Annotated in this window: 14 protein-coding genes; all 14 read right to left on the bottom strand. The window is 60.2% G+C overall.

The window, feature by feature from the left end; all coding sequences use genetic code 11:
* Positions 1–158: 158 nt before the first annotated feature.
* On the bottom strand, positions 159–1,469 hold the full coding sequence (gene tilS / locus V3W40_RS01830; RefSeq protein ID WP_330214321.1) for a tRNA lysidine(34) synthetase TilS: 1,311 nt from the start codon (positions 1,467–1,469) through the stop codon (positions 159–161).
* Between the two features lie 162 nt (positions 1,470–1,631).
* A complete protein-coding gene (locus tag V3W40_RS01835; protein ID WP_016976871.1) occupies positions 1,632–2,579 on the bottom strand; it encodes an acetyl-CoA carboxylase carboxyltransferase subunit alpha in 948 nt (315 codons plus the stop codon).
* A 128-nt stretch (positions 2,580–2,707) separates the two neighbouring features.
* On the bottom strand, positions 2,708–6,229 hold the full coding sequence (gene dnaE / locus V3W40_RS01840; RefSeq protein WP_065926453.1) for a DNA polymerase III subunit alpha: 3,522 nt from the start codon (positions 6,227–6,229) through the stop codon (positions 2,708–2,710).
* A gap of 77 nt (positions 6,230–6,306) precedes the next feature.
* Positions 6,307–6,939: a ribonuclease HII gene (rnhB, locus tag V3W40_RS01845; protein WP_027604470.1), complete on the bottom strand. Its 633-nt coding sequence runs from the start codon at positions 6,937–6,939 to the stop codon at positions 6,307–6,309.
* Positions 6,936–8,075, bottom strand: coding sequence for a lipid-A-disaccharide synthase (lpxB, locus tag V3W40_RS01850; RefSeq protein ID WP_065926454.1), 1,140 nt, complete (start codon positions 8,073–8,075; stop codon positions 6,936–6,938). Before lpxB ends, rnhB begins: the two co-directional genes overlap by 4 nt.
* A gap of 2 nt (positions 8,076–8,077) precedes the next feature.
* Positions 8,078–8,854 carry an acyl-ACP--UDP-N-acetylglucosamine O-acyltransferase gene (gene lpxA / locus V3W40_RS01855; RefSeq protein ID WP_027604472.1) on the bottom strand — a complete coding sequence of 259 codons (777 nt, stop codon included), beginning with the start codon at positions 8,852–8,854 and terminating at the stop codon, positions 8,078–8,080.
* Positions 8,851–9,291 (bottom strand): 3-hydroxyacyl-ACP dehydratase FabZ, encoded by a 441-nt coding sequence (fabZ, locus tag V3W40_RS01860; RefSeq protein WP_003172281.1) that lies wholly within the window; start codon positions 9,289–9,291, stop codon positions 8,851–8,853. The genes lpxA and fabZ overlap by 4 nt, the downstream gene beginning before the upstream one ends.
* Positions 9,292–9,401: 110 nt before the next feature.
* The gene (gene lpxD / locus V3W40_RS01865) at positions 9,402–10,457 is read right to left on the bottom strand and encodes a UDP-3-O-(3-hydroxymyristoyl)glucosamine N-acyltransferase (protein ID WP_065938775.1); all 1,056 of its coding nucleotides are present in this window, start codon (positions 10,455–10,457) and stop codon (positions 9,402–9,404) included.
* A gap of 3 nt (positions 10,458–10,460) precedes the next feature.
* A complete protein-coding gene (locus tag V3W40_RS01870; protein WP_003219314.1) occupies positions 10,461–10,964 on the bottom strand; it encodes an OmpH family outer membrane protein in 504 nt (167 codons plus the stop codon).
* 45 nt (positions 10,965–11,009) lie between these two features.
* Complete coding sequence (gene bamA, locus V3W40_RS01875) at positions 11,010–13,397, bottom strand: outer membrane protein assembly factor BamA (RefSeq protein ID WP_330214322.1); 2,388 nt, start codon at positions 13,395–13,397, stop codon at positions 11,010–11,012.
* Positions 13,398–13,471: 74 nt separating this feature from the next.
* Positions 13,472–14,824 (bottom strand): sigma E protease regulator RseP, encoded by a 1,353-nt coding sequence (gene rseP, locus V3W40_RS01880; RefSeq protein ID WP_323145807.1) that lies wholly within the window; start codon positions 14,822–14,824, stop codon positions 13,472–13,474.
* A gap of 54 nt (positions 14,825–14,878) precedes the next feature.
* Positions 14,879–16,069 carry a 1-deoxy-D-xylulose-5-phosphate reductoisomerase gene (gene ispC / locus V3W40_RS01885; protein ID WP_330214323.1) on the bottom strand — a complete coding sequence of 397 codons (1,191 nt, stop codon included), beginning with the start codon at positions 16,067–16,069 and terminating at the stop codon, positions 14,879–14,881.
* Positions 16,066–16,875 (bottom strand): phosphatidate cytidylyltransferase, encoded by an 810-nt coding sequence (locus tag V3W40_RS01890; protein ID WP_065926458.1) that lies wholly within the window; start codon positions 16,873–16,875, stop codon positions 16,066–16,068. Before V3W40_RS01890 ends, ispC begins: the two co-directional genes overlap by 4 nt.
* Positions 16,876–17,631 (bottom strand): polyprenyl diphosphate synthase, encoded by a 756-nt coding sequence (gene uppS, locus V3W40_RS01895; protein WP_027604478.1) that lies wholly within the window; start codon positions 17,629–17,631, stop codon positions 16,876–16,878.
* Between the last annotated feature and the right edge of the window lie 13 nt (positions 17,632–17,644).

Below are 17,644 nucleotides of genomic sequence, written 5' to 3' on the forward strand. Positions count from 1 at the left end.
TTGTGACAGACCAGCAGTGAAACTGCCGGTACGTTGATCGCTACACATTTTTTGGAATCGCCCAGCAAAGACTGCTTGGTAATCGGCAACTGCTGCGATTCAGGCGAATCCACAGAAGTTGTATCAAGAAGGGAGCGTAGTCTACCGGAAAGGCGCTATCAGCTCAAACCTTGATCGCAGCTCCGTGGCATCCAATGTAATTGCCAAGCTTCACTCGGTGCGGCCCAGAGTCCAGCGAGGAGGGGCACACCGAGCAATTGCTCGCCCTGATACAGCAGCGGCAATCTGCCACGGATGAAGCCCGGCACCCCCTGTTCATTAAGCAGGCGCTTCAAGTCACGCCGGCCTCGGCCTGGTAGTTCAAGCATTTCGCCGCCCTGGCGATAACGGACCTCCAGCGGGCCTTCGGGCACCTCGCCGCTCATTTCCAGCAGGCCATTACCGGGTAACTCTAGTGGCTTTTGCGGGTCAGGCCAGCTCACCGATGCGTGGGAAAACTCCGACCAGCCGCGAGGCAACCACCAGATGCGTGCGCCACAACGTTGCAAATCTCCATCAGCCAGACGCCATAAGGGCTGTGCGTCGCCCTTGGCGTCGCGCAGGGAATACCAGCCGGCCCAATGGTCGCTGTCGGGTAACCGGGTCAACGGCGCCAGCCAATGTCGCAGGACATTGCGCTGACGAGCATCGGAAAGTTCGCGCAGTGGACCAAGGACCAATGATGGCACCGCCAGCCAAGGAAACCGCGAAGGCTGATCGGCGGCTTGCAGGTCCATGCAGGCCAATTCACCCAGCAGCGCCTGGGCTTCACCGAGGTGGTCGGCAGTCCGGGCCAGACTGGAGATGGCTTGGGGCCAACGCGCCGTCAGCGTCGGGATCACGCGGTGACGCAGGTAATTACGGGAGAAACGTGGATCGGTGTTGGAAGGATCTTCAATCCACTTGAGTTGATGCTCATCGCCGTAGGCTTCCAGCTCGGCGCGCGAGACCTCCAGCAACGGCCGCACCAGGAAACCACCTGCCAACGGGCGATGCGCAGGCATTGCGGCGAGCCCTCGCACCCCGGCACCGCGCAGCAGGCGGAATAGCAGCGTTTCGGCTTGATCATCGCGATGCTGGCCGGTGAGTAACACTTCCCCTGCCCCGATCACCTCGGTAAACGCCCGGTAACGCGCATCACGCGCTGCACGCTCAAGACTGGCGCCGGGCTGCACGTGCACGCGCATGACTCGCAAGGGGACGCCCAGGCTGTCGCACACCGACTGGCAATGACCTGGCCAGGCGTCGGCGACAGCCTGCAGGCCATGATGGACATGGACAGCGCTTAGAGGCGGAACGGCTTCGGCGTTGGCCAGGAGATGCAGCAGGACAGTGGAATCAAGACCACCAGAGAAGGCGATATGCCAAGCCGGGGCGTTGCGCCAGGGGGCCAGGGCGTGCAGGAGCTTGGCGGATAAAGTCGGTTTCATCACAGGTTACCGCCGCAAATCTGGAATACCCAAGCCAAGCATACACAAAGCAAATGTGGGAGGGGGCTTGCCCCCCGATAGCGGTGCACCAGCCAGTGAATACAGTGACTGACACTCAGCAATCGGGGGCAAGCCCCCTCCCACATTAGTGCTGCTGCGACCTTAGAGACCGTAGCTCATCAGGCGCTCGTAGCGACGGGCCAGCAGCGCTTCGTTATCCAGCTTTTTGAGCATCGCCAGTTGCGAACCCAGTTCGGCACGGATCGTGGCAGCGGCGGCGGCCGGATCGCGGTGGGCGCCGCCCAATGGCTCGGCGATCACTTTGTCGACGATACCCAGGCCCTTGAGGCGATCGGCAGTGATGCCCATGGCTTCGGCAGCGTCCGGCGCCTTCTCTGCGGTTTTCCACAGGATCGAGGCGCAACCTTCCGGCGAGATCACCGCGTAGGTCGAATATTGCAGCATGTTCAGCTGATCGCAGACGCCAATGGCCAGTGCACCGCCGGAACCACCTTCACCAATCACGGTAGCGATGATCGGGGTTTTCAGGCGGGCCATCACTCGCAGGTTCCAGGCAATCGCTTCGCTCTGGTTGCGCTCTTCGGCATCGATACCCGGGTAAGCACCCGGGGTGTCGATGAAAGTCAGGATCGGCATCTTGAAGCGCTCGGCCATTTCCATCAGGCGGCACGCCTTGCGGTAGCCTTCCGGACGCGGCATGCCGAAGTTGCGGCGTACTTTCTCGCGCACTTCACGGCCTTTCTGGTGACCGATGACCATGACCGGCTGGTCGTCCAGGCGAGCGATACCGCCCACGATGGCCGCGTCGTCGGAGAAATGGCGGTCGCCGTGCAGCTCGTCGAACTCGGTGAAGATGTGCTGAATGTAGTCCAGGGTATACGGACGGCGCGGGTGGCGGGCCAGGCGCGCGATCTGCCAGCTGGTCAGCTTGCCGAAGATGTCTTCGGTGAGCGTGCTGCTCTTGTCTTGCAGGCGAGCGATCTCATCGCCGATATTCAGCGAATTGTCATTGCCGACCAGGCGCAGCTCTTCGATCTTGGCTTGCAGGTCAGCGATCGGCTGTTCGAAATCAAGAAAATTCGGGTTCATAAGCGTCCGTCTTGGGTCGACGGCCAAGCGTTGCCTGGCCAGCCGGTTGTCTATTCGCGCCCTACCTTAAGGGAGAGGCGCGTTTAGGTCGAGATTAAATGTTCAGCCGAGGTCAGGCGTTCTGACCGTCAACGGTATTGGAGGAAGACGTTGTCACGGCCGAACTGGTCACGCAAAGCTTGAATCAAGCCGTCAGCGGGATCAATTCGCCACGTCTCGCCAAACTGCAACATGGCCTTGGCGTCGTTGCCGGTGTACTCCATGGTCACCGGGCAGGCGCCACGATGACGCTTGAGCAGGTCACCCAACCAGCGTAGCTGATCGCCCTTGAGGGCTTCGGTCTTCACCTTCAGGCGCAGGCTTTCGGCCAGGTTGGTGCGCGCATCTTCCATGCTCATCACCCGCTTGATCCGCAGGCGCAAGCCGCCGGAGAAGTCATCGTTGCTGACCTCCCCTTCCACCACCACCATGGCGTCGGTTTGCAGCAGCGATTGCGCAGAGTGAAAGGCGTCGGCAAACAGCGACGCCTCGATCCGGCCCGAGCGGTCGTCGAGGGTGATAAAGCCCATCTTGTCGCCCTTTTTGTTTTTCATCACCCGCAGGGCGATGATCATGCCGGCGACGGTCTGGGTATCCCGCGCCGGTTTCAGGTCGATGATGCGTTGACGAGCGAAACGACGGATCTCGCCTTCATATTCGTCAATCGGGTGACCGGTGAGGTACAGGCCCAAGGTGTCTTTCTCACCCTTGAGGCGCTCCTTGAGGGTCAGTTCCTTGGCCTTGCGGTGGTTGGCGTACACATCCGCATCTTCTTCGACGAACAACCCGCCAAACAGGTCGGCGTGGCCGCTGTCGTGGGTGCGGGCGGTCTGTTCGGCGGCCTTGATCGCTTCTTCCATGGCGGTGAGCAGCACCGCGCGATTGCGATCGATATTCGCCTGATACGCCTTCGGCTCATCGTGGAAATACGGCCCGAGACGGTCGAGCGCACCGCTGCGGATCAGGCCATCGAGGGTACGTTTGTTGATGCGCTTGAGGTCAACCCGTGCGCAGAAGTCGAACAGATCCTTGAACGGCCCGTCCTGGCGCGCTTCGGTGATGGCTTCCACCGGGCCTTCGCCCACGCCCTTGATCGCGCCCAGGCCATAGATGATGCGACCTTCGTCGTTCACCGTGAACTTGAACTCCGAGGCGTTCACGTCCGGTGCGTCGAGGCGCAGCTTCATGGTGCGCACTTCCTCGATCAAGGTCACGACCTTGTCGGTGTTGTGCATATCCGCCGAGAGTACCGCAGCCATGAACGGCGCCGGGTAGTGGGCTTTCAGCCAGGCCGTCTGGTACGACACCAGTCCGTAGGCGGCGGAGTGGGATTTGTTGAAGCCATAACCGGCGAATTTTTCCACCAGGTCGAAAATGTTACCGGCCAGGTCGGCGTCGATATTGTTGGTGGCGCACCCTTCAATGAAACCGCCGCGTTGCTTGGCCATTTCCTCGGGCTTTTTCTTACCCATGGCCCGCCGCAGCATGTCCGCGCCACCGAGGGTGTAGCCGGCCATCACCTGGGCGATCTGCATCACCTGTTCCTGGTACAGGATGATGCCGTAGGTCGGCGCCAATACAGGCTTGAGGCCTTCGTACTGGTAATCGGAGTGCGGGTACGCCAACTCGGCACGGCCGTGCTTACGGTTGATGAAGTCATCCACCATGCCCGATTGCAGCGGGCCCGGACGGAACAGGGCCACCAGTGCGATCAAGTCTTCCAGGCAGTCGGGCTTGAGCTTTTTGATCAGCTCTTTCATGCCGCGGGACTCAAGCTGGAACACCGCCGTGGTTTCGGCTTTTTGCAGCAAGGTGTAGGTGGGCTTGTCGTCCAGCGGAATGAAGGCGATATCCAACGGCTCTTCGTTGACCTTGGCGCGGTCGCGGTTGATGGTCTTGAGCGCCCAGTCGATGATCGTCAGGGTGCGCAGGCCGAGGAAGTCGAACTTCACCAGGCCGGCCGCCTCCACATCGTCCTTGTCGAACTGGGTGACCAGGCCGCCGCCCTCTTCATCGCAATAGATAGGCGAAAAATCAGTCAGCTTGGTCGGCGCGATCACCACGCCACCGGCGTGCTTACCGACGTTACGCACCACGCCCTCGAGCTTGCGCGCCATCTCCCAGATTTCGGCGGCCTCTTCATCGACCTTGATGAAGTCGCGCAGGATCTCTTCCTGCTCGTAGGCTTTTTCCAGGGTCATGCCGACTTCGAACGGGATCATCTTCGACAGGCGGTCCGCCAGGCCGTAGGACTTTCCCTGCACCCGCGCTACGTCACGGATAACCGCCTTGGCCGCCATGGAACCGAAGGTGATGATCTGGCTCACGGCGTTGCGGCCGTATTTCTCGGCCACGTATTCGATCACACGGTCGCGGCCGTCCATGCAGAAGTCGACGTCGAAGTCGGGCATGGAGACCCGTTCCGGGTTCAGGAACCGTTCGAACAGCAGGTCATATTCCAGGGGGTCGAGGTCGGTGATCTTCTGTACATAGGCGACCAGCGAGCCGGCACCCGACCCCCGGCCCGGACCTACCGGCACGCCGTTGCTCTTGGCCCACTGGATAAAGTCCATCACGATCAGGAAGTAACCGGGGAACCCCATCTGGATGATGATATCCAGCTCGAAATTCAGCCGATCGACATAGACCTGGCGCTTGGCCTCGTAATCTTCGGTGGTGTCCTTGGGCAGCAGGACGGAGAGACGCTCCTCCAGACCATCAAACGACACCTTGCGGAAATACTCGTCGATGGTCATGCCATCGGGAATCGGGAAGTTGGGCAAAAAGTGCTTGCCCAGCTTCACTTCGATATTGCAGCGCTTGGCAATCTCGACGGAGTTTTCCAGGGCCTCGGGCAGGTCGCTGAACAGCTCGGCCATTTCGTCCGCGCTCTTGAGGTACTGCTCTTCGCTGTAGTTCTTGGAACGACGCGGGTCATCCAGGGCCCGGCCTTCACCGATGCACACGCGGGTTTCGTGGGCCTCGAAATCTTCCTTCTTGATAAAGCGCACATCGTTGGTCGCCACCAAGGGCGCGCCCAGCTTGTCGGCCAGGGCTACGGCGGCGTGCAGATGCTCTTCATCGTTGGGGCGGTTGGTGCGCTGGACTTCCAGGTAGAAACGGTCGGGGAAGACCTGCATCCACTCCCTCGCCAGCACTTCGGCTTCATGGGGATTGCCACCCAGCAGTGCGATACCGATCTCGCCCTCCTTGGCGGCCGACAGCATGATCAGGCCTTCGCTGGCCTCGGCGACCCATTCGCGCTCGATGATGATCGAGCCGTTGCGCTGGCCGTCGATAAAGCCACGGGAAATCAATTCGGTGAGGTTGCGATAACCCACGCCATTCATCGCCAGCAGGCTGATGCGGCTCAGGGGGTTATCCGGGTCTTTGTTGGACAGCCACAGGTCGGCGCCGCAGATCGGCTTGATGCCGGCGCCCATGGCGTTCTTGTAGAACTTGACCAGGGAGCACATGTTGTTCTGATCGGTAACCGCGACCGCAGGCATGTTCATGCCCACCAGGGTCTTGACCAGCGGTTTGATCCGTACCAGGCCGTCGACCAGGGAGTATTCAGTGTGCAGGCGCAGGTGAACGAATGAAGCCGGCATAGTGATCCTGTCCAGAAACTTAGAAACAACAAGGCCCGGGATTGTACCGGGCCTTGGCAAAAACATCAGCCTTGCGACTAAACCTCGCTGAGGTTCTCGCGCAGCTCATAAGCCTGGCGCACCGGGGCAAACGAGCGCCGATGGATCGGCGTTGGGCCGAGACGGGCCAGGGCTTCCAGATGAACGGGCGTCGGATAGCCTTTATGGCCCCCGATGCCGTAGCCGGGGTAAATCAATTCGAAGGCAGCCATTTCACGGTCTCGGCTGACCTTGGCCAGGATCGACGCGGCGGCAATGGCTGGAACCTTGCTATCGCCCTTGACCACCGCCTCAGCCGGCATCGCCAGCTTCGGGCAACGGTTGCCGTCGATCATCGCCAGTTTTGGCGTGATATGCAGGCCTTCAACGGCACGCTGCATGGCCAGCATCGTGGCGTGCAGGATGTTCAATTCGTCGATTTCTTCGACTTCGGCCCGGGCGATATGCCAGCTCAAGGCCTTTTCACAGATTTCGTCGTAGAGTTTTTCACGACGCGCTTCGGTGAGTTTTTTCGAGTCGTTGAGGCCCAGGATCGGGCGGTTCGGATCCAGGATCACGGCCGCCGTCACCACCGCGCCACACAGCGGGCCGCGCCCCACTTCGTCAACGCCGGCCACCAGTTCGTGGGTTTGGGCAACCAGGCTGAAATCCAGGCCTATTTGCGTGCTCATAAAGCTTCCTGTTTTTGGCCGATCAAGGTCAATACGGCGTCGGCCGCCTGGTTCGATGCATCACGGCGCAGGGTGCGGTGAATGTCGTCAAAACCGCGGGTCTGTTCTTCGCCGCCGTCGATCAAGGGTAGTAGGGTTTGCGCGAGGGCTTCGGGCGTTGCATCGTCCTGCAACAACTCCGGCACCAACAGACGCTGGGCCAGCAAGTTGGGCAAGGAGATGTAGGGACTTTTGACCATGCGCTTGAGAATCCAGAAAGTCAGTGGCGCCAGGCGATAGGCCACGACCATCGGGCGCTTGTAGAGCAGGGCCTCCAAGGTCGCGGTACCTGAAGCGATCAGCACCGCATCACAGGCCGCCAGGGCCAGGTGCGACCGACCGTCGAGCAGGGTCAATGGCAGATTGCGACCGACCAGCAGTGTCTCGATTTGTGCACGCCGTTGCGGGCTGGCGCAGGGCAACACGAACCGTACCCCGGGCTTCAAGGCTTGAAGGCGCTCGGCAGCATCGAAAAACACGCTGGCAAGACGGCCCACTTCGCCGCCTCGACTGCCCGGCATCAGCGCAACGAGCGGGCCTTCGGGCAACCCCAGTTCGGCACGCGCGGCTGCGCGGTCAGCCTGCAAAGGAATGCTGTCGGCCAGGGTATGCCCGACAAACCTTACCGGCACGCCCTTCTCCTCGTAGAACCTGGCTTCGAACGGCAACAGGGTCAACATCAGGTCGCAGCCTTCGCGGATCTTCAACACACGCTTCTGCCGCCACGCCCACACAGAGGGGCTGACGTAGTGCACGGTCTTGATCCCGGCCTGACGCAACTTGAGTTCGATATTGAGGGTGAAGTCCGGCGCATCGATGCCGATAAAGACATCGGGCTTTTCTTCGATCAACGTCTGGATCAGCAGCTTGCGACGAGCCAGGAGCTCACGCAGGCGACCCAGCACCTCGACCAGGCCCATGACCGACAGACGCTCCATAGGGAAGTACGACGTCAGGCCTTCGGCCTGCATCAGCGGGCCGCCGACGCCGATAAACTCCACCGCAGGGTGCCGGGCCTTGAGAGCCCGCATCAGACCTGCGCCCAAAATGTCGCCGGAAGCTTCTCCGGCCACCAGCGCGATACGCAGAGTAGCCATGATCAGCGGGTGATGCCGCGGGTCGACGCCTGGATCGAATCACGGAACACCGCGACTTCCGGAAACAACGCTGCCGGCTCGGCCAGTTGGATCAACGCCTGGTCCACCGTCAGCCCCTGACGGTAGACCACCTTGTAGGCGCGGCGCAGGGCGTGGATCGCCTCTTCGCTGAAGCCACGACGGCGCATGCCTTCGAAGTTCATGCTGCGAGCTTCGGCCGGGTTGCCGAACACCGTGACGAACGCCGGAACGTCCTTGCCGATGGCAGTGCCCATGCCGGAAAAGCTGTGGGCGCCGATATGGCAATACTGATGCACCAGGGTAAAACCGGACAGGATCGCCCAATCGTCAACGTGTACATGGCCAGCCAACGCGGTGTTGTTGACCAGGATGCAGTGGTTGCCGATCACGCTGTCATGACCGATATGGGCATAGGCCATGACCAGGTTGTGATCACCCAGCGTGGTCTCGGCACGATCCTGCACGGTGCCACGGTGAATGGTCACGCCTTCACGGATGATGTTGTGATCACCGATTACCAGGCGGGTTTCTTCACCCTTGTACTTCATGTCCGGGGTGTCTTCGCCTACCGAGGAAAACTGGTAGATGCGGTTATGTTTGCCAATGCGGGTCGGACCCTTGAGGATCACGTGCGGCCCGATGACAGTCCCCTCGCCGATTTCCACACCTGCGCCGATGATCGACCAGGGGCCGACCTCAACGTCGGCGGCCAGTACGGCCGACGGATCGATGATTGCGCGAGGGTCAATCAAACTCATAGTTTGCGTTCCGCACAGATGATCTCGGCAGAGCAAACCGGCTTGCCATCTACCGAGGCCTGGCATTCGAACTTCCAGATCTGGCGCTTGCAGCTGATGAACTTGGCTTCCAGGATCAACTGGTCACCCGGGGTAACCGGGTTGCGAAAGCGCAACTTGTCGGAGCCGACGAAATAGTAAAGCGTGCCGTCGGCAGGCTTGAGGTCGAGCATTTTGAAACCAAGGATACCGGCAGCCTGGGCCATTGCTTCGATGATCAATACGCCCGGCATGATGGGATGCGCGGGAAAGTGACCGTTGAAGAACGGTTCGTTGATGCTGACATTCTTGTAGGCACGAATGCGCTTTTCCTCAACATTGAGGTCCACTACACGGTCCACCAGCAGGAACGGGTAACGGTGAGGCAGGTATTCGCGAATCTCGTTGATGTCCATCATTTCGGGGGGAAGCCTGTAATAAAGATTGGGGGCGGGCGACTAAACGCACGCCCCGCTAGCAAATCAAGGAGGCAGTCTAGCGGCTGTGCACACTTGATATGGAAATGGTATCAGCCTTCTGATGAAGCATTACCGCCAGGGGTCACGTCCCCAACACGCTTTTCCAGCTGTTTGAGACGTCGAGCCATGTCGTCGAGCTGCCTCAAACGTGCTGCGCTCTTGCGCCATTCAGCTGCGGGCTGCATGGCGGTACCAGATGAGTAGGCCCCCGGTTCGGTAATCGAGTGGGTCACCATGGTCATGCCGGTGATGAAAACGTTGTCGCAAATATCGATATGCCCCACCAGCCCTACGCCACCGGCGAGCATGCAATGCTTGCCGATCCGGGTGCTGCCGGAAATGCCTACACACGCGGCCATGGCGGTGTGATCGCCAATCTGCACGTTGTGGGCGATCTGGATCTGGTTGTCGAGCTTCACGCCGTTACCGATCACGGTATCGGCCAGGGCCCCGCGATCGACCGCCGTGTTGACACCGATTTCCACGTCGTCGCCGATCAATACGCCGCCGACCTGGGCAATCTTGTGCCAGACGCCTTTCGAGTTGGCAAAGCCAAAGCCTTCACCGCCAATCACAGCACCCGACTGAATGACCACACGTTCACCGATACGCACGTCGTGGTACAGGGTCACGCGAGGTGCCAGCCAACCGTCGGCGCCGATTACACAGCGAGCGCCGATAAAGCAATGCGCGCCGACCGTTACACCGGCCGCGATGCGTGCACCGCTCTCGATCACCGCAAACGCACCGATGCTGGCCGCAGGGTCAACCTGGGCATCATCGGCGATAACCGCAGACGGATGAACACCACCTGCTGCCTTGGGCTTCGGGTCGAACAGATGCGACGCCTTTGCGTACGACAGGTAGGGGTCAGCCACTACCAGGGCATCCCCGGCATAACTCTCGGCGTCAGCGGCCTTCAGCAACACGGCTGCGGCCTGGCAGTCGACCAGGTATTTACGGTATTGGGGGTTTGCGAGGAAGCTCAACTGAGCTGGGCCAGCCTCCTGCAAGGTGGCTAGCCCAGTAATTTCCTTCTCCGGGGAACCACGCAAGGTGGCTCCCAGGAACTCGGCCAACTCGCCGAGCTTGATAGTCGCGGTCATGGCTTACTTCAGCTGGTTCATGCGCTCGATCACCTGACGGGTGATGTCGTATTGAGGCTTGACGTCAATCACTGCGCCACGCTCGAACACCAGGTCAAAGGCACCTTTCTTGATGACTTCTTCCACGGCGCTGTCGAGTTTAGGCTTCAGCTGTTTCAGCATTTCACGGTCGGCAACAGCCTTGGCTTCGTTCAGCTCCTTGGATTGGAACTGGTAGTCACGGGCCTTTTGCTTGAACTCAAGCTCCAGACGCTCGCGCTCGCCTTGCTGCATCTTGTCGCCACCCGCCACCAGACGGTCCTGGATACCCTTGGCGCTGCTTTCCAACGTCTTGAGCTTGGTCAGTTGCGGACCGAATTTTTTCTCGGCATCCACGGCGTATTTCTTGGCCGCATCGGATTCCAGCAGGGCCATCTGATAGTTCAGGACGGCGATTTTCATTTCGGCGAAGGCCGGGGTGGCTACCAGCACGGTGGCCAGCAGAACCAATTGAGTCAACTTACGCACGATGTACTCCTACAGAATCCGTTGTCGTTATCTTGGGTCAGACGCTTAGAACGTCTGGCCGAGGGAGAATTGGAAAATCTGGGTTTCAGCGTTATCCGGTTTCTTGATCGGCATGGCCAGAGCAAAGCTCAACGGGCCAAGCGCAGTCACCCAGGTCACACCGACACCCACCGAGCTCGCCAGGTTGCTGAGGCTCACGTCGTTGCACTCAGTCCGTGACTTCACGCCGCTTGGGTTGGTGATCTGTTCGCACTTGGAGTCGAAAACGTTACCCACATCCCAGAAGACCGAAGTACGCAGGGACCGCTGATCCTTGACGAACGGCAGCGGGAACAGGATTTCCGCACCACCCTGGATCAACACGTTACCACCGAATGGCAGCGGGTCGTTGTCGGAGTCAGCTACGGTGCCCTGGTTACCGGTCACACCAACGCCACGGCTCGGTGTACCACGTGGACCCAGGGTGCTGTCCTTGAAGCCCCGCACGGAGTTGAAGCCACCCGCGTAGTAGTTCTCGTAGAACGGCAGCCCACTGGTGGAACCATAACCGTCGCCATAACCCAGCTCGGTGTGCAGGCGCATGGTGTAGTTATCGCTCAGCGGCTGGAACAACTGGCCACGGTAATCGAGCTTGAAGAACGACAGGTCGCTGCCCGGCGTCGTTGCTTCCAGCGTCAGGCTCTGGGAATGGCCACGGGTGGCAAGCACGCCTTTGTTCAGGGTCGACTCGGACCAGCCGGCGGACGCCTTGAAGTTCAGGAACTTGTCGCCTTCCTTGCGAGTGAAGTCGAAGATCTCGTCCACGGTGTACACACCGGTCTTGATCTCATCCTGTTGCGCAGTCAGGCCGAAGGTCAGGCGCGAGGTCTCGCTGATCGGGTAACCGATGTTGGCGCCTACGCCCAGGCTGTCGATTGCATAGCTGGCTACGTCGACGTCAAGGTCTTTGTAGTCGGTGGTGCGATAGAAGGCGTTGTAGCCCAGGCTGACACCGTCCGCGGTCCAGTAGGGGTCGACATAACCGAAGTTATAACGGCTCTGGTATTCGCTTCGGGTCAGGCCGATGGACACCTTGTTACCGGTACCCAGGAAGTTGTTCTGGGTGATGGAACCACCGAGGATCAGGCCGGCACTCTGTGCGAAACCGACACTGGCGGTGATCGAACCCGACGCTTGCTCTTCCACGGCGTAGTTCACGTCAACCTGGTCATCCACACCCGGTACGGCTGGCGTTTCGACGTTCACTTCCTTGAAGAAGCCCAGGCGCTCAAGACGGGTCTTGGACTGGTCGATCAGGTAAGTCGATGCCCAGCCACCTTCCATCTGGCGCATTTCGCGGCGCAGCACTTCGTCCGCGGACTTGGTGTTGCCACGGAAGTTGATGCGGTTCACGTAGGCACGCTTGCCTGGGTCGACGACAAAGGTGATGTCCACGGTGTGGTCTTCATCGTGGGGGGTAGGCACGCCGTTGACGTTGGCGAAGGTATAGCCTTCGTTACCCAGGCGACGGGTGATCAGTTCGGACGTGGTGGTCATCAGCTTGCGCGAGAACACCTGGTCTTTCTGCACCAGCAACAGGGCCTTGACCTGGTCTTCAGGCACTTTCAAGTCGCCGCTGAGCTTCACGTCACGAACCTTGTACTTCTCGCCTTCGTTGACGTTGACAGTAATGTAGACGTGCTTCTTGTCCGGGGTGATGGACACCTGGGTCGAAGCGATATCCATGTTGATATAGCCACGGTCCAGGTAGTAGGAACGCAGGCGTTCCAGGTCACCGGAGAGTTTTTCGCGGGCGTACTTGTCATCGTTCTTGAAGAACGACAACCAGTTGGTGGTCTTGAGCTCGAACAGGTCGATCAGGTCTTCATCAGCGAACTTGGTGTTGCCCACCACGTTGATGTGCTGAATGGCCGCCACGGTACCTTCGTTGATGTTGACCTTGAGGCCGACACGGTTACGAGGCTGCGGCACGACTTCCGTTTCCACGGTCGCGGAGTAGCGACCCTGGGCAACGTACTGGCGCTGCAGTTCGTTACGCACACCTTCAAGGGTGGCGCGCTGGAAGATCTCGCCCTCGGCCAGGCCGGATTGCTTCAAGCCTTTCATCAGGTCTTCAGTGGAGATCGCCTTGTTGCCTTCGATCTCGATACTGGCGACGGAAGGTCGCTCGACGACGGTGATGACCAGGACGTTACCTTCGCGACCCAGTTGGATGTCTTGAAAGAACCCGGTTTTGAACAGCGCACGAGTGGATTCCACCAGGCGACGGTCATCAGCCTGTTCCCCGACGTTCAACGGCAAGGCACCAAAGACACTACCCGCGGAAACCCGCTGGAGGCCGTTGACGCGAATATCGGAGATGGTGAAGGACTCGGCGTGAACTTCGGCGATCATCAATACGGTGAGAACCGCAGTTAGCAGCAGACGTTTCATGAAGTCCTTTCTTATTCCAACTGGCAATAAACAAACTGCCGCAAAATGCGGCAGATTCGCAATTCAGCGAAGCGTTACAGTCGACCCAGATCGTTGACCAAGGCTAATAACATCACCCCGACCACCAAGCTGATACCGATCTGTATCCCCCAACCCTGCACCCGATCCGACAAGGGGCGACCACGCACCCACTCGACCAGATAAAACAACAGATGCCCCCCATCCAATACTGGAATGGGCAGCAAATTCAGAACACCCAGGCTGATACTCAGATAAGCCAGGAAATTCAGGAAATCCGCGACACCCGACTGGGCAGAAGCGCCCGCCACTTTAGCAATGGTTATCGGTCCACTCAAGTTTTTTACCGAGAGCTCGCCGAACAACATTTTCTTGAGGGATTCGAGGGTCAGCACACTCATGGTCCAGGTGCGTTTTGCACCCTCGCCAATGGCCGCCAGCGGCCCGAAACTGACCTCACGCACCATCGAGGGCGGCCACTCCGGACTCTTGACGCCTGCACCCAGGTAACCCCCGGCCGCCTTGGCTTCCCCACGTACCGCCAGGGTCACGGGGACGTCAATTTGAGCACCGTCACGCTCAATTTTCAGCACAATCCTTGTATCAGGGCGTACGCGCACCAGGTCGACTACCTGCTGCCACTCACCCAACGCCTGGCCATCGAGGGCCAGCAAGCGATCGCCGGTTTTCAGACCCGCGGCCTGGGCCGGACCCTTCGGATCCAGCTCGGCAAGCACTGGCGGCAGCGCAGGACGCCATGGACGGATGCCCAGGGACTTGATCGGATCAGGCTCGTCAGCGCCCTTGAGCCAATGGTCCAAGGCCAACGTGCGCGGGGTCTCGGCACTGGAATCCTGCTCACGCACCACGACGTTGACGGTGCCGCTTTCACCCAAACGACGTACCAGCTGCAAATTGACCGCGCCCCAACCCGTCGTCGGCTCACCATCAATGGAAACAATTTCCTGCCCTGCGACCAGACCTGCCTTGGCGGCGATACTGTCCGCCTCGACCGCGCCGATGACAGGACGCACCTGCTCGCTGCCGAGCATGGCCAGGACCCAGAAAAACAGCATCGCCAGGAGGAAGTTGGCGATCGGACCGGCCGCAACAATGGCGATACGCTGACGAACGGTCTTGCGATTGAAGGATTGGTCCAGCTGATCGGCCGGCACTTCGCCTTCACGCTCATCGAGCATCTTGACGTAGCCACCCAACGGGATGGCCGCGATCACGAACTCGGTGCCGTGCCGGTCGTGCCAGCGAACCAGCGGCATGCCGAAGCCGACGGAAAAGCGCAGTACCTTGACGCCGCAACGACGTGCCACCCAGAAGTGGCCGAATTCGTGGAAGGTAACCAGCACACCCAGAGCAACCAGGGTGCCGACAATCATGTAAAGCGCACTCATCTAATTTCTCCGCATTCCAATCCAGTGCCCCAAGGCTCAATCGCGCCCACAAGACTAACGCGCGTTGCGGTCCAACCATTGCTCGGCCAAGGCGCGCGCCTTGGTGTCCGCCTCGAATACCGCGCCGAGGTCGTTCACCGCGACCACGGGCTCAAGACTCAGGACGTCCTCGATGATACTCGCGATCTGCGGAAAGCGGATGCGCCGTTCGAGAAACGCCGCCACGGCCACTTCATTCGCCGCATTGAGCATCGCCGGCGCGCTGTTACCCGCCTCCGCGGCCTCACGTGCCAGACGCAGGCACGGAAAACGTTGCTCGTCCGGCGCCTCGAAGTCCAAGCGGGCAATGGCAAACAGATCCAGTGGCGCCACGCCGGAATCAATTCGCTCCGGCCAGGCCAGGGCATTGGCGATCGGGGTGCGCATATCCGGATTGCCCAATTGGGCCAATACCGAGCCATCCACGTAGTCGACCAGTGAATGAATCACACTTTGCGGGTGAATCACCACCTCGACCTGATCCGGTCGCGCATCGAACAACCAGCAGGCTTCGATCAACTCCAGGCCTTTATTCATCATGCTTGCCGAGTCCACGGAGATCTTGCGCCCCATCGACCAGTTAGGATGAGCGCACGCCTGGTCCGGAGACACCTGCTCCAACTGCCCCAAGGGAGTTTGCCGGAAAGGACCACCCGACGCGGTCAGCAGAATCCGACGCACACCCACCTGTCCCAGGCCGCGAGCAAAGTCGCCGGGCATGCATTGGAAGATCGCATTGTGTTCACTGTCGAGGGGCAGCAATACGGCGCCGCTCTTGCGCACCGCCTGCATGAAGAGCGCGCCGGACATCACCAGCGCTTCTTTGTTGGCCAGCAGGATCTTCTTGCCCGCATCCACGGCAGCCAAGGTCGGACGCAAGCCGGCGGCACCGACGATAGCGGCCACCACCGTATCCACCTCGGCATCGGCCGAGACCTGGCACAACCCCTCCTCCCCCACCAGCACCTGAGTGGCCAGCCCGGCAGCCCGCAGATCATCCTGCAGGCCCCGTGCAGCCGAACGCCCGGGCACGACAGCAAAGCGCGGCACGTGGCGCACGCACAGTGCCAGCAGTTCGCTGAGACGGGTGAACCCGGTCAGGGCAAACACTTGATAGCGGTCGGGATGACGAGCGATCACATCCAGGGTGCTCAACCCTACCGAGCCGGTTGCACCCAGCACGGTCACTTGTTGCAGGCGGCTCACGAAGCGGTCATCCACAACAGCACGGCAAAGATCGGGATGGCTGCGGTAAGGCTATCGATACGATCCAGCACCCCGCCATGACCCGGCAGCAGGTTGCTGCTGTCCTTGATCCCGGCCTGGCGCTTGAACATGCTTTCGGTGAGATCACCGACCACCGAGATAAATACGACGATGGCCGTGCCCAGCAGGGCCAGGAAGATTTCCTTCGCCGACCAGTCGCGCACCAGACCCACCACAAGCGTGATCACCAGCGTCAACGCCAGGCCGCCATACACGCCTTCCCAGCTCTTGCCCGGACTGACTGACGGCGCCAGCTTGCGCTTGCCGAATGCCCGGCCAGAGAAGTAGGCGCCGATGTCTGCACCCCAGACCAGCACCATCACCGCCATGATCAGCCAGTTACCCATCGGCGAATTCTTGATCTCCACCAGCCCTTGCCAGGCAGGCAACAGAATCAACAAGCCAATCACCAGCTTGCTGGCGACACTGGACCACTGGCCACTGCTGCGCGGAAAAGTCAGCACCAGGTAGGTCGCAAGCGCCCACCACAGCACCGCTGCCCCCAACACCCAGGGCACGATAATGCTCGACAGGGTATGCATCAGAAACAGCAGTACCGCCACCACGAGGGCATACGCCACACGCGGCAGCTGCGCATTGAAACCTGCCAATCGCGCCCATTCCCAGGCACCCAGGGTGACCACCAGGCCGATAAACAGCGCAAAGCCGGAGCCATCCAGCAGGAAAAACCCGCACAAGGCAATCGGCAACAGTATCAGTGCTGTGATGATTCGTTGTTTAAGCATTTAAACCCGGGCTCCAGCTTCGATCTGCTCACTCGTTTTACCGAAGCGACGCTGACGGGAAGCGAAATCGGCCAGCGCAGTGCGCATGGCATCGTGTTTGAAGTCCGGCCAGAACAGGTCGGAGAAGTACAGCTCGGTATAGGCCAATTGCCATAAGAGGAAATTGCTGATGCGATGCTCACCACCGGTACGGATACACAAGTCAGGCAACGGCAGGTCGCCGGTCACCAGGCAGGTCTGTAACAGTTCAGGCGTGATGTCGTCCGGCCGCAGATGACCGGCCTGCACTTCGCGGGCCAGTCGCTGCGCAGCCTGGGCAATGTCCCACTGGCCACCGTAATTGGCGGCGATTTGCAGCACAAAGCGGTCAGTGCCGGCAGTGATCGCCTCGGCTTCACGCATGGCCGCCTGCAGTTCCGGGTGAAAGCGCGAGCGGTCGCCGATGATGCGCAGGCTGATGTTGTTGTCATTCAGGCGCTTGGCCTCACGACGCAGGGCCTTGAAGAACAGATCCATCAAGGCACTGACTTCTTCGGCGGGCCGCTGCCAGTTTTCACTGGAGAACGCGAACAGGGTCAATACCTCGACCTTGGCCTCGGCACACACCTCGATCACGGCCCGTACCGCATCGACACCCGCCTTATGCCCGGCAACACCCGGCATAAAGCGCTTCTTCGCCCAGCGATTATTCCCATCCATGATGATCGCGACATGGCGCGGCACCACGGAGGGCACAGTCTGCTTGGTCTTTTCCATGAAGGCGTCCTGA

Source organism: Pseudomonas sp. AM8, assembly GCF_036346475.1.
Classification (GTDB): domain Bacteria; phylum Pseudomonadota; class Gammaproteobacteria; order Pseudomonadales; family Pseudomonadaceae; genus Aquipseudomonas; species Aquipseudomonas marginalis.

Excerpts from the sequence above, each read along its gene's own strand:
- dnaE (WP_065926453.1), bottom strand. The coding sequence starts at position 6,229 with ATGCCGGCTTCATTCGTTCACCTGCGCCTGCACACTGAATACTCCCTG.
- fabZ (WP_003172281.1), bottom strand. The coding sequence starts at position 9,291 with ATGATGGACATCAACGAGATTCGCGAATACCTGCCTCACCGTTACCCG.
- tilS (WP_330214321.1), bottom strand. The coding sequence starts at position 1,469 with ATGAAACCGACTTTATCCGCCAAGCTCCTGCACGCCCTGGCCCCCTGG.
- lpxB (WP_065926454.1), bottom strand. The coding sequence starts at position 8,075 with ATGGCTACTCTGCGTATCGCGCTGGTGGCCGGAGAAGCTTCCGGCGAC.
- uppS (WP_027604478.1), bottom strand. The coding sequence starts at position 17,631 with ATGGAAAAGACCAAGCAGACTGTGCCCTCCGTGGTGCCGCGCCATGTC.
- V3W40_RS01890 (WP_065926458.1), bottom strand. The coding sequence starts at position 16,875 with ATGCTTAAACAACGAATCATCACAGCACTGATACTGTTGCCGATTGCC.
- lpxD (WP_065938775.1), bottom strand. The coding sequence starts at position 10,457 with ATGACCGCGACTATCAAGCTCGGCGAGTTGGCCGAGTTCCTGGGAGCC.
- lpxA (WP_027604472.1), bottom strand. The coding sequence starts at position 8,854 with ATGAGTTTGATTGACCCTCGCGCAATCATCGATCCGTCGGCCGTACTG.
- V3W40_RS01835 (WP_016976871.1), bottom strand. The coding sequence starts at position 2,579 with ATGAACCCGAATTTTCTTGATTTCGAACAGCCGATCGCTGACCTGCAA.
- rseP (WP_323145807.1), bottom strand. The coding sequence starts at position 14,824 with ATGAGTGCGCTTTACATGATTGTCGGCACCCTGGTTGCTCTGGGTGTG.
- rnhB (WP_027604470.1), bottom strand. The coding sequence starts at position 6,939 with ATGAGCACGCAAATAGGCCTGGATTTCAGCCTGGTTGCCCAAACCCAC.
- bamA (WP_330214322.1), bottom strand. The coding sequence starts at position 13,397 with ATGAAACGTCTGCTGCTAACTGCGGTTCTCACCGTATTGATGATCGCC.